This window comes from Priestia abyssalis (genome assembly GCF_002019595.1).
GTDB lineage: Bacteria > Bacillota > Bacilli > Bacillales > Bacillaceae_H > Bacillus_BA > Bacillus_BA abyssalis.
The window spans coordinates 4,441,283-4,453,977 of sequence record NZ_KV917369.1; the positions used below are offsets into that span (position 1 = coordinate 4,441,283).

Annotated in this window: 12 protein-coding genes; all 12 read right to left on the reverse strand. The window is 41.8% G+C overall.

The genetic code is table 11. The features are described from left to right. Nucleotides 1-68: 68 nt before the first annotated feature. Nucleotides 69-527, reverse strand: a complete 459-nt coding sequence (locus BK575_RS21160; RefSeq protein WP_078413527.1) for a YpiF family protein — start codon at nt 525-527, stop codon at nt 69-71. Between the two features lie 89 nt (nt 528-616). Continuing rightward, on the reverse strand, nt 617-1,165 hold the full coding sequence (locus tag BK575_RS21165; protein WP_028394690.1) for a ReoY family proteolytic degradation factor: 549 nt from the start codon (nt 1,163-1,165) through the stop codon (nt 617-619). A gap of 82 nt (nt 1,166-1,247) precedes the next feature. Continuing rightward, entirely contained in the window at nt 1,248-2,507 is a 1,260-nt protein-coding gene (locus BK575_RS21170; protein WP_078413529.1) for a tetratricopeptide repeat protein, read from the reverse strand. 473 nt (nt 2,508-2,980) lie between these two features. Beyond that, complete coding sequence (gene aroA, locus BK575_RS21175; protein ID WP_078414905.1) at nt 2,981-4,276, reverse strand: 3-phosphoshikimate 1-carboxyvinyltransferase; 1,296 nt, start codon at nt 4,274-4,276, stop codon at nt 2,981-2,983. Nucleotides 4,277-4,348: 72 nt separating this feature from the next. Continuing rightward, nucleotides 4,349-5,452 (reverse strand): prephenate dehydrogenase, encoded by a 1,104-nt coding sequence (locus BK575_RS21180; RefSeq protein WP_078413531.1) that lies wholly within the window; start codon nt 5,450-5,452, stop codon nt 4,349-4,351. A 138-nt stretch (nt 5,453-5,590) separates the two neighbouring features. Continuing rightward, complete coding sequence (gene hisC / locus BK575_RS21185) at nt 5,591-6,673, reverse strand: histidinol-phosphate transaminase (RefSeq protein ID WP_078413533.1); 1,083 nt, start codon at nt 6,671-6,673, stop codon at nt 5,591-5,593. Between the two features lie 5 nt (nt 6,674-6,678). After that, entirely contained in the window at nt 6,679-7,497 is an 819-nt protein-coding gene (gene trpA, locus BK575_RS21190; protein WP_078413535.1) for a tryptophan synthase subunit alpha, read from the reverse strand. Continuing rightward, nucleotides 7,457-8,692, reverse strand: a complete 1,236-nt coding sequence (gene trpB, locus BK575_RS21195; RefSeq protein WP_078413537.1) for a tryptophan synthase subunit beta — start codon at nt 8,690-8,692, stop codon at nt 7,457-7,459. Before trpB ends, trpA begins: the two co-directional genes overlap by 41 nt. Then, nucleotides 8,670-9,323 carry a phosphoribosylanthranilate isomerase gene (locus tag BK575_RS21200; RefSeq protein ID WP_078413550.1) on the reverse strand — a complete coding sequence of 218 codons (654 nt, stop codon included), beginning with the start codon at nt 9,321-9,323 and terminating at the stop codon, nt 8,670-8,672. Before BK575_RS21200 ends, trpB begins: the two co-directional genes overlap by 23 nt. Further along, nucleotides 9,310-10,080, reverse strand: a complete 771-nt coding sequence (gene trpC / locus BK575_RS21205) for an indole-3-glycerol phosphate synthase TrpC (RefSeq protein ID WP_078413552.1) — start codon at nt 10,078-10,080, stop codon at nt 9,310-9,312. The genes BK575_RS21200 and trpC overlap by 14 nt, the downstream gene beginning before the upstream one ends. Further along, nucleotides 10,073-11,095 carry an anthranilate phosphoribosyltransferase gene (trpD, locus tag BK575_RS21210; RefSeq protein WP_078413554.1) on the reverse strand — a complete coding sequence of 341 codons (1,023 nt, stop codon included), beginning with the start codon at nt 11,093-11,095 and terminating at the stop codon, nt 10,073-10,075. Before trpD ends, trpC begins: the two co-directional genes overlap by 8 nt. Then, nucleotides 11,076-12,611, reverse strand: a complete 1,536-nt coding sequence (trpE, locus tag BK575_RS21215; RefSeq protein WP_078413556.1) for an anthranilate synthase component I — start codon at nt 12,609-12,611, stop codon at nt 11,076-11,078. The genes trpD and trpE overlap by 20 nt, the downstream gene beginning before the upstream one ends. Nucleotides 12,612-12,695 lie beyond the last annotated feature (84 nt).

Genomic DNA, 12,695 nt, shown 5'->3' on the forward strand with positions numbered 1-12,695 from the left:
TGTATTTTTCTATTTTTATCATTTTTTTACATTTATTCATATGAAAGTATTTACAATTTCTGAATATTTTACACTTGCCATTTTTCAATGAATAAAGGAATAAGCTGCTTCACCTGCTCTTGAACAACTTGTCTTTTATATTCGTCGTCCAAATTTTCCAGCGGAAGGGCAGGCAGCCATAATAGCGTACTTTTCAGTTCCTCTTCTACTTTTCTCCATTCACTATCGCTTGTCATTAGAAAAACATGGGAGAACCCTTGATCACGCAAATGGCCTGTCCATTTAACAACTTCATTTTTATAGTCTTGTACATCCGTGTTTTGTAAATATGCAAAAGGGGGAAGCAGCATAAGTCTTCCCTTAAATTGGCGCTCCATCTCCCCCGTAAGAGCGGAAATATACTCAGCCATTGCAGCAGCTGATTTGACATTCTCTTTGAAATTAAGAGGAATCATCGGAATCAAAGCCGTATCAACATAATCTCTTTCTTTTAAAAACATATCCACATCTTTTGTCATCCACTTCATACGCGCCACCTCATTTTAAGTTGTACGTAAGTACCATACCACAAATTTCCTCCAAAAAGAAGGAGAGACCCTTTCAGGCCTCTCCTTAATCATGACATATGATAATGTTTATTCAAATAATCTGTCAGCCGCTTAAATTCTTCCTCATCGTGATTATCCAAAGCCTCATCAATAAGTTCCATGATTTTGGAGCGCTGAAAAGAAAGGATGGATTCCTCAAGCACCTTTTCTGCCAATACGCGGTCTTTTTCGTTTGTCTGCATATTTTTGGGCATATACGGGTTCTCTTCCAGTACCGCTACATATTGAGGAGATAAGTAAGAAGAGCGGAAATTCAATTGAATGTAAATATCCTCATCTCTGTTTAAGCGAATGTCATGAAACGATTTCTCTGCATCTGTTGTCATGATATTTTCCTTGTAAAAACGAAACGGCGGGTCATCTACACAATGTGTAGACATAATCATTCCTCTTGGACAAAATTGCGCTTGCTCAACGAAATGCACTTTTTTCATCAATTGGTCATGACTCATTAAATAGTTTAAAATCCATACACATTCACGACGCTTTAATTGATAATTCGTTAAAAACCAGCGAACAAATTCTTTTTTCTCGTTGACAGAAACAGGGGTGGCCATCTCTACTTCCCTCCTCTGTTTTTTAATATCTTTTAAAAATACATATTCAACATACGTGAAAAGAAATCCTTTGAACTATTGTTTATTCTTCTAATTGAAAAAGTATGTCTTGAATTTCCGTTGAAGTAGAATCCATTTCCAACAACTCCTTGAATATCTCTTTTGCCTTCCCGCGCTGACCTTCTTCTAACAAGAAGTAACCGTAGTCTTCCAAAAAGCCGTATTGATCTTTAAATAAATTATATGCTGTTTCATAGTGTTTTAATGCATCCCCATATTGTTCGGTTTGTTGATATGCTTTAGCCAGATCCCATTCAAAATGAGGGTCATATTCATTATAGCTCATAGACGTTTGAATATTATCAATGACGTCCTCATACCTTTCCTTGCTGAAATACAGCTTGGACAATGTCAAAATTGCTTCTATATAACCCGGGTCAAGGGCAATGGCTTGTTTAAATGCATCTTCCGCTTCCTCTTCTTTGCCGAGCTTTAACGCCATTTTGCCTTTATACATGAATAATTCTTTATTAAACTCATCTTGAGAAATTCCTTCTATGACGGTTTCATATGCTTCTTGAATCATTTCCTCGTGTTCATAAGATTTTGCAAGATGTAGATAAAGAGAATGATATTCGGGATCAATTGTTTTCAGTTCATTGAATTTTTCAATAGCCGTTTGGTAATATCCTGCTTGCAATGCGGCAAATGCATACTCAAACAATGTATTGATTTCTACTTTGTTCTTTAATGCTTGATCAAAATGAGGCATGGATTCCTCAAACTGTCCTAACCCGCATAGACACTCCGCTAAACGTTGATGCAGGTCTACTCCATTAAATGATGGTTCACCTTTTTTAAGCAATAATTCATAATAAGGAACCGCTTTGTTGAATTGGCCGATGCTGGAGTAAAACTCCGCCAATCCAAAATCGATCACAAGCTCCTCAGGCAGACGTTTTTTCGCTTCGAGAAGTTTGCTTTCACTTACCTCATTCAACCCCTGCATTTGATATAGATCCGCCAGCAGCAATAACGACTGCACATAAATTGGATCATCACTCTCAATATCATTTAAAAGCTCAATCGCCTTCTCTTCGTCATCTTGATCAATCAAAATTTCTGCCTTTAAAACGAGCAGTTCACCTTCTAACGGGAAAAATTCCAATAGTTCATCAATAACTGCCAGTGCATCATTAACGAGCCCCCAGCTGTATAGTTTTTCAGCAATCAAAAACTTTTCTTCGGGGGAAGCCAGCTTTTTTGCTTGATGAAGGAGTTCAAGCCCCTTTTCCACTTCATTGTTTTCAATATAAGAAATCGCTTTTTCTAATTCCGTCATCATTAGATCTCCCTTACCTATGTTCAAAAAGGAGGACAAAAAGGACCGAGAAGTTCAAGGAAGCGAAGTCTCGAGCCACGGAGCGTATGTTATTAATACGTGAGTAGCGGAGAGACAAGCTGACGCCGCCCGACTAAGAACCGCCACGTCAATCGCCAACGTCGGATCAGTACTTCCTGTACAAGTAAATTCGACAGTCATTTTTCCCGGACTTTTTGAACATCCTCTTCGCAAAACATTTTCGTTCCCTTATGATAAAGGACAACCCGCATTTATTCAACTATCTAACTCTGAGTACACCGTAATCATACAAAATAACTAGACTTGTCTCACACTTTTCCAATAGATTTAAAAATGGCTTTTTATGAAAAAGACCCGTCACTTCATCCTTTAGTTTCAATGGATTTCCATGACAGGTCTTTCAGAGAAAATGATTCAACGGAATGTTTTATCCTGTTGAATCATTTTCTAGGTTATTTTTTTATAGTTAAGTTTTCCATATGCTCAAAGAATGATGGATACGATACCGCAATAGCTTGCTCGTTTTGCAAGGACATGTCTCCTTTAGCAATACAAGCTGCAACAGCCAGCATCATTCCGATGCGATGATCTCCATGGCTATGTACGACAGCCCCATGTAAAGAGCTTCTCCCTTCAATGATCATTCCGTCTTCAGTCGGAGTAATGCGGGCGCCCATCTTTTCCAATTCGGTCGCAACCGTATCAATGCGGTTTGTTTCTTTTACTTTTAATTCGGCGGCATCTTTAATGATGGTCTTTCCTTCCGCTTGAGTTGCCAACAAGGCAATAACCGGAATTTCATCAATTAAGCGCGGGATAATATCTCCGCTGATTTCGATACCTTTAAGTTGAGAAGTCGAGATAACTAAGTCTCCTACAGGCTCACCGTTTCTGATCTGCTCATTTTTGATCTCCAGATTAGCCCCCATCTCCTTCAACACATCGATAATACCTGTACGCGTCGGATTAAGGCCTACATTTTTCAGCTCGATGCGACTGTTAGGAACAATAGCTCCCGCCACTAGAAAAAAGGCAGCCGATGAAATATCACCCGGGACATGAATCGTTGCCGATTTAAGCTGCTGTCCGCCTTCAATGGAGACGGTGTTTCCATCTACATCTACTTGAACCCCAAAAGCCTGAAGCATGCGTTCAGTATGATCACGTGACTTTTCGGGTTCCGTCACAGTCGTTTTTCCTTCAGCGCTCAATCCAGCTAACAAAATGGCGGATTTAACTTGTGCGCTTGCCACAGGAGAATGATAATGGATTCCCTTTAATGCCCCGCCTCTAGTAGAAAGAGGTGTATACTGCCCATCCTGTCGCCCATCAATTTTCGCTCCCATTGAACGCAAGGGAACCGTCACGCGCCCCATAGGTCTTTTGGCAATGGAATCATCCCCGATTAGGCACGTATGAAATGGAATCCCTGATAAAATCCCTAATATTAGCCTTGTCGTTGTCCCGGAATTACCGACATTTAAAATCTCAGAAGGTTCTTCCAGTCCGCTTATGCCCTTTCCTTCGACTTCAACATACTCGCCTTTTTGCACGATGGAAACGCCCATTTTTTGAAAACAATCAATCGTACTTAAACAATCTTCACCAGGAAGAAAATTATGAATTGTGGTTTTTCCGTCTGCAATGGCACCGAACATAACTGCACGATGGGATACAGATTTGTCTCCCGGAACGGCAATCTCTCCTTGAAGTCCATTAATATTTGTAAGCAATGTGCGTTGCTGCATCATTAAACACCATCCTTTAGTCAACATTCTTTATTTTTCTTAATCTATCTCCCACTCAATCGGCTATGTCAATCAAAATGGAAGAAACGTTTCATAGGAATGAAGTTCCAAACATATTTTAGCTTTTTTACGATCCTCTTCGGTTTGAAAGCTTAAGCGCAAGACCCCATAAATATCTTCTCTCGTTTCAAGAATCCGAATATTCGTAATACTAATCTCTTCTTCTGCCAGATGTCTTGTCACCTCAGAGATAATACCAGGATAATCTGGAACGTCGACATACAAATCGTAAAAAGATGGGATGGCACCTTTCGTTTTTACCGGAAGGCCGTCACGAAACTGCTTCGCTTTGGAAAAATACTCAAAAATCCGCTCTCCATCTCCTTTTTCAATCATAGCACGAACCCCGTGCATTTCCTCTAACCATTGTTCAAACATCGAGAGCAGCGCCTCTTTATTATGAAGCAATATGTCCCTCCACATAGCAGGACTGCTTGAAGCAATCCGGGTAATATCCCTAAATCCTCCCGCTGCTAGTTTCGTTACCAATTCATATTGTTGCTGATACTTTTCAGTTTGATGAACAAGGCTCGCTGCAATAATATGAGGAAAATGACTAATCACTCCTGCAATCTGATCATGCTCTGCAGCTGACAGCACAATAAAGTGAGCCTTTGTTCCCTTTAATAAAGAAGTGAATAGACTCATATCTTCGGTTGACACGCTGGACGATGGAGTTAAAATGTAAAACGCATTCTCAAACAAGTGGGCTTTGGCAGCTATTACCCCGCTTTTATGGGATCCTGCCATCGGATGCCCTCCGATGAAGCGAATTCCCTTTTTGGCTAGTAATTCACCTTTTTCAACAATTTGTTTCTTCGTACTGCCCACATCTGTCACAATCACTCCATGCTTCAACGGCAAAGATGCTAACTCACTGAGGACATGCTCAGCCTGTGTAACGGGAACGGCAATAATGATAAAATCCGCACTCTTTACGCCGTCCTCCAGGGACAGAGGGCTGGCATCCACCACTTTAAGTGATTTTGCCAGCTTCATCTGTTCTTCGCTGACATCATATCCCATAATTGTCGTCTGTGGATGTTCCGCTTTAATAGCAAGTGCGATTGATCCTCCGATTAAACCTAGGCCAATGATAAAAACAGTCTTTTCCATGCTGGCACCTCATATTTTAAACAACTTATCTTTAAATAAGAAAAATAGGAAACGGGGGTGGTCCAAAAGAAATCCTTTCTCTTTTGAGCCACCCCTGCAGAACGGGCGTCTATCAGTCACTATAACCTCACATATTCGTTATTGAACGAACTGCTCCAGCAATGAAATAATTTTTTCGTTTTGCTGCTTTGAACCAACTGTGATCCGGACAGAGGTCGGAAATCCTAGAGCATTTCCCGAACGGACAATAATGCCTCTTTCCAGTAAGTATTGGAACACTTCGTCTCCTTGACGACCAAAATCAATTAAAATGAAATTGGTTTCAGACGGATAATAGTGCAATTGATGCTGATCGCAAAAATCATAAAACTGTTTCAGTCCTTCATTATTTAACTGCTTGCAATGCTCAATAAAAAATTGATCTTCTAAAGCGGCATACGCAGCAGCTTGTGCCATTCTGCTTGTATTAAACGGCTCTCTTGCCGGTTCAATTCTTTGTAACAACTCTTCATTGGCAATACCGTATCCGATGCGAAGCGAAGCTAAGCCGTATGCTTTTGAGAAAGTTCGTAAAATCATTAAGTTCGGATATTTTTGCAATAAAGGCGTGCTTTCCGGAAAATCGGCTGCACTTACATATTCATAATACGCTTCATCCAGAACAACAAGAACGGAATCGGGTACAGCGTCCAAGAATGGAATCAGCGTCTTTTCATTTACATATGTACCAGTCGGGTTGTTTGGCGTACACACCCATACGATACGTGTTTGCTCATCGATTGCTTTAAGCATTGCGTTTAAATCATGATCGCCTTCAATAAGCGGTATTTCACGTATTTCCGCTCCTTCAATCACTGCATTATGGCGATATTGAGGAAACGTAGGCGCAGCCATCACCGTATTCGTATCAGGAGATAGAAGAGCACGGCAAAGAACTTGAATGACTTCATCCGATCCATTTCCAAAAATCAATTGTTTTTCATTTACATTGAGATGTTTCGCTAGTTTTTCACGCAAGGCGGCTGCATAACCGTCTGGATATAGAGCCATGTTCTCCAGCTCTGCTTCAATGGCAGCCTTCACATTCGGTGAACAGCCATGCGGATTTTCATTAGACGCTAACTTAATGATTTCCTGCAAACCATACTCTTTTTTTACTTCCTCAATCGGCTTTCCCGGCTTGTACGGGGATAATGTTAATAATTGTTCTTTTACCTTCAACCTTGTCACACCTCGCATGTTATAATAGGCGAAACGATGGAAGATACATATTCTTCGAAATCTTGAAGTGCTTGCTGTCTCGTCTCCTGATTGAGAAGGGCTGTTTCTAAACCGGCAATCTTATTCACGATTGCACTCCCAATCACGATGCCGTCGCATTCACCCTTGAGCAATTCTACTTGGTCCGATGCAGAAATGCCAAATCCAACCGCTATTGGAATATTGGCTGCAGATTTAACTTCTTGAAGAAAATCGGAGATTCCTTCAGGCAGCTCTGATCTCATGCCAGTCACACCTAATGAAGAGACACAATACAAAAAACCCTCTGCACTTTTCGCAATTTTGCGAATACGATCTTTAGATGTAGGAGCCACCATGGATATGTATGCAACCCCAAATTGATTAGCAAGTCGGCGGATTCCTTCACTTTCTTCATACGGCAAGTCCGGAATAAGCACTCCATCTATTTCATTCTCTTGCAGTAAAGTGAAAAAGCGTTCTAGTCCTAATTGTAACACAGGATTAAAATAGGTAAAGAGGATGACTGGAATTTGCAACCCTTTTTTTCGCATTTTGGGCACAAGCTGCATTGCCTTCTTGATTGACATCCCATTATTTAGGGCCCGTTTCGATGCTTCTTGGATGACTGGTCCATCTGCAAGAGGATCGGAATAAGGGACTCCCAGTTCCAGCACTGAAGCGCCCGCATTTTGCAATGTAACCGCCAAGTCTACGGTCACCTCCGGATGCGGATCACCCGCTGTAATGAATGGAATAAATAAATTATTTTGCTGCGGTAAGCGCTTCTGAAATGTCGTTGCCATCTTTCTTCTCCCCCTCAAGTAATGAAATTAAAGAATGCACGTCTTTATCTCCGCGACCTGATAAGCATACTAAAATGGACTGTTCACCAGAAAGCTTTGCGGCTAATTGAAACGCCTTTGCAAGAGCATGCGCTGATTCGATTGCCGGGATAATTCCTTCTTCCCTTGTAAGCAATTGAAGTGCTTCAATCGCTTCTTCATCTGTTACACCTTCATAGCTCACTCGGCCAATACTCGATAAATACGAATGTTCAGGACCGATTCCAGGATAGTCCAGACCGGCTGAAATAGAATAGGGCTCCGTAATTTGACCATTTTCATCCTGAAGTAAATAAGTCATTGTACCGTGAATGACTCCCTTTGTTCCTTTTGCCATTGTAGCAGCGTGGAAATTGGTTTCCAAACCTTTTCCGCTGGCTTCCACTCCAATCAACTTCACATCTTCCTTGATAAAATCGTAAAACATTCCAATAGAGTTGCTTCCGCCCCCTACACAAGCTACAACGACGGATGGCAATGTTCCTTCGGCTTTTATAAACTGTTGTTTCGCTTCCTGGCCAATCACTCTTTGGAAATCACGTACCATCTTCGGATAAGGATGCGGGCCGATCGCTGAACCAATTAAATAGAAATGATCTTCACAATGCTGAACCCAGTAACGAATCGCTTCATTGGTTGCATCCTTTAGAGTCTTCGTTCCCGAATATACCGGAATAACTTCAGCTCCTAACAGCTTCATTCGAAATACATTCAATGCCTGGCGTTCAATATCTTCCTCCCCCATGAACACCTTGCATTCCATCCCGAACTTAGCTGCTACTGTAGCGGTTGCGACACCGTGCTGTCCTGCTCCTGTCTCTGCAATCAACTTCGTCTTGCCCATCCGTTTAGCCAGAAGCGCCTGTCCAATTGCATTATTGATTTTATGGGCCCCAGTATGATTCAAATCTTCCCGCTTCAAATAAATTTTCGCCCCGCCTAACTTCTTGGACATATTTTCTGCATATGTTAATGCAGTTGGGCGACCCGAATACTCTTTTAAGATGTGCATGTATTCATTCAAAAACTCAGGATCTGCCATTGCTTGATCCAATGCCTTTTCTACTTCTTCTAACGGGTACATGAGCGTCTCTGGTACGTATTTTCCACCAAACTCTCCAAATCTCCCAAATTCATCTGGAACTTGATATGTCATGAAATATCTCCCTTTCTAACTCTTGTATTTTTTCGCTGTCTTTCCGTCCCTTTGTTTCAATTCCGCTCGATACATCGATTCCATCTATTTTGTAAGACGATAGTTTCGATGCATTTTCAGAATCGATGCCGCCAGCTATGATGCAAGGGATACCCGCTTCCTGAGCAAACTTTTGATAGACCGGAACAAATCCCCAATCAAATGTATGTCCCGTCCCCCCAAACTGCCCCTTCACCTTGCTGTCAATTAAAAATGCATGGGCGACAGAAGCGTACTCCTTCATTTGTCCAATCGCTTCATTGCCATGAGGAATGGCCTTCCATATTTCAGTTGAACCACCCATTTTTAATTCTCTAATATCTTCAACTTTTTCTTCCCCATGAAGCTGAATCACATCAAGCGGCACCTGCAAGGCAGCTTTTTGCACTTCGCTCATCACTTCATTAACAAATATCCCAACAAGCTTTTTACCGCCCTTTCCAAATTCGGATACCCATCGGTTCACTTTATCAGCCTCCACATATCGCTTGCTGCTTTTTGCAAAAATGAAACCAATATGAGTGGCTTTGCTGCTTAATGCGAGCCTGTAGTCTTCTTCACACGTCATACCGCAATATTTAAGGATTTGCATGTGTACGTTCCCCAAACAACTCGATGACAGCTTCCGTTTGATTTTCTTTTCTCATTAATGACTCGCCGACAAGAATGGCTGCCGCTCCCGCTTCTTTCACTCTGACAATATCTTTGTAATGATTAATTCCACTTTCGCTAACGAGCAGACTTCCATTTGGAATAATGGAAGAAATGTCAATCGTTTGTTGTATGGTTGTATGGAATGTGCGTAAGTCACGATTATTTACTCCAATGATGTTTGGCTGGAATAAGCGTAAAATTCCTTCCAGCGTTTCAGCACTGTGAACTTCGACTAAACAATCCATCCCTTTCTCTTGCGCCTCTTCGTAAAATTCCTGCAGCTGAGCGGGTTCTAGCACTTCTCCAATTAATAGAATGGCATCCGCCCCCATTCTCGCACTTTCTTCTATTTGAAGTGAATCGATAATAAAATCTTTACGCAATACGGGACGCCTGATATTTCTTTTAATCAAAGTCAAATAATCCGAGCTTCCCTGAAAATACTGCTGATCTGTTAAAACGGAAATAGCATCGGCCCCTGCCTGGTCATATTGCAGTGCAACTTGAAGCGGGTCAAAGTTTGGCTGAATAATTCCTTTTGACGGAGACGCCTTTTTCACTTCGGCAATGAGTGCGACGGTCCGCTTAGAAGCGGCAAGCGCTTCATAAAAGGAGTGTTTCGGTACATCTTGCATCTCCGGAAGGACTAAATGTTTCACTTCTTCTTTTTTTGTCTCAATAATTTGATTAAGCATGTTGAACCACCTCATCATTTCGTAAAGCTAAAAGCTGGCGATACGCCGTTCCGCTGTCGAGTGCATATCGGGCTAATTGAACGCCTTGCTGTAAAGAGTCCGCTTTTCCCGCTACATAAAGGGCCGCTGCCGCATTTAGCAGCACTGCATTCGTCGCGCTTTTATTTCCTTTATTCTGAAGCACTTGCAAAATCATCTCTGCACTTTCTTCCGCATTTTGGACAACCATATGTGCTATATCGCCCCTTTTTAATTCAAAGTCGTCTGGCTCAATAACATATTGGACAATTTTCCCATTCTTTACTTCTACCACGTCTGTCTCAGCCGAGGCGCTTATTTCATCCAGCCCGTCTCTGCCTGCTACGAGCATGACATGTTCAGCGTCCAGTTTAACCAGCGTTTGCGCCAACTTTTCTGCCAAAGCCAACGAGTATACACCGATGACCTGTCTCTTGCATCGTGCCGGATTGGCAAGCGGCCCAAGTGCATTAAACACAGTCCGGAAACCGAGTTCTTTACGGGGCTGTGCCGCATATTTCATTGCCGGATGGTACATCGGAGCAAATAGGAACGTCATGCCTGTTTCATGAAGAGAACGAACCGCTTGCTCATTTGTCGCTTGAATGGGGATGCCAAGGCGTTCTAAGACATCCGCACTCCCGCTTTTTGATGAAACGGCCCGATTGCCGTGCTTTGTGATTTTCACTCCAAGAGACGAGGCGACAATCGCACTGGCCGTTGAAATATTAAAAGTTGAAGCTCCGTCCCCACCTGTTCCGCATGTATCAACGACATTCTCTATATCAACGTTAATCGGCACCATTTTCTTTCGCATTCCGCGAACAAAGCCTGTAATTTCTTCGACCGTTTCACCTCTGTATGTCAACAGCGTAAGCAAGCTGGCGATTTGTGCCGGCGTCGTTTTCCCTTCCATGATTCCATCCATAAGCTGTTCTGCTTCAGAAACAGTTAACGTTTCACCTTTCATACACTTTTTAAGCAAATGTTGAAACATAAAGATCCCCCTTCTCTTCGTACAATTGATTAGCTAATTGAATGGTACGGATTAAAGCGCTGGCTTTGTTTCGCGTTTCTTTCCATTCAAGCTCAGGGACTGAATCAGCGACAATACCGGCTCCCGCCTGAACATAAGCGCACTCATCCTTTAACAAAATAGTACGGATGGCAATACAAGAATCAATGTTTCCATCAAAGTCCAAATACGCAACCGTTCCTGCATACACATTCCTTACTGTTGGTTCCAGTTCACTTAAAATTTGCATCGCTCTTATTTTGGGAGCACCCGAAACGGTACCTGCAGGGAAAGAAGAAAACAGGGCATCGATTGGATGAACATTTTCCCCTAAACGTCCTGTCACCTTAGAAATAAGATGCATAACATGAGAGAAGGTGACGAGTTCCATTAACACAGGCGTCTTCACCGACCCATACTGAGCAACTCTTCCAATGTCGTTTCTTGCTAAGTCGACGAGCATATAGTGTTCTGCCTGCTCTTTTTCATCATGCAGTAAATCTTGCTGAAGCTTCTCTTCTTCTTCTTGTGTTCTCCCTCTTCGTCTTGTACCGGCAATCGGATGAATTTCAAGATGGCCGTTTTCAATTTGAATGAGCCTTTCCGGAGAACTGCCGATCAATTCGGCTCCATCCACTTTAATATAAAATAAATATGGCGATGGATTGACAAGACGTAATACACGGTAAATTTCAAACCCGGATACTTTGACAGGCAGCTCAAATCGCTGGGATAACACTGCTTGGAAAATATCTCCGCTTCTAATATAATCTTTAATTGTATCAACATCCTGTAAAAACTTTTCTTTTTCATAAGTAGATTTAACAGCTGTAAAATCTACTTCTCCTTGTTTTGATTCAAACATAAGCGGAGCAGCTTTCGCTGTCGAATCACTCAGCCTTTTGATGTAGCCATTTATTTTTTGTACGGCTTGTTCATAAACGTCTCTCTTTTCCTGTTCCGTTTCTTGTCCGGTTAACCGTACATAGTGGATCATCGTCAACTCTTTCTGTTGATGGTGATATGCAACGATGGTCTCGCAATAAACAAAATAAAAGCGTTTCATGGAAAGGTCGTTCTTCGATGGAAGGGGAATGTTTTCCATCATAGATACCGCATCATATCCCATATAACCGACAGCCCCGCCTTTAAACGGCAAAGGAACATCTACTTGTTTCAACTTTAGGAGCTTCAAAGATTCATCAAAAATATCTTTAAAACTGTCTTTTTCACAAACAGGCTGATGATTGGCATCACTTAATCGGAACTTTCCTTGCTTTTCGTCAAGGTACAGAAAAGGATTTAATCCGATAAAAGAGTAGTTGGCCCACGGGGATGCCGCATCATTGCTTTCAAGCAAATACACGGCTTCTTCCTTCAACCGTTCAAACATCTCAACCGGTGTGACGGCATCGACATACATTTTTTTTGTAATGGGAATTGTTAAATATTGAAAAGAATCTTCTAAAAACGAGGAAACATTTTGTACATGGTTCATTTTACTCACTCCTCCATATCCCTTAAGGATGGAGAACGAGAAAAGAATGAGGTTTTAGGTATGAAACGTCTTTATCCGTAGGGG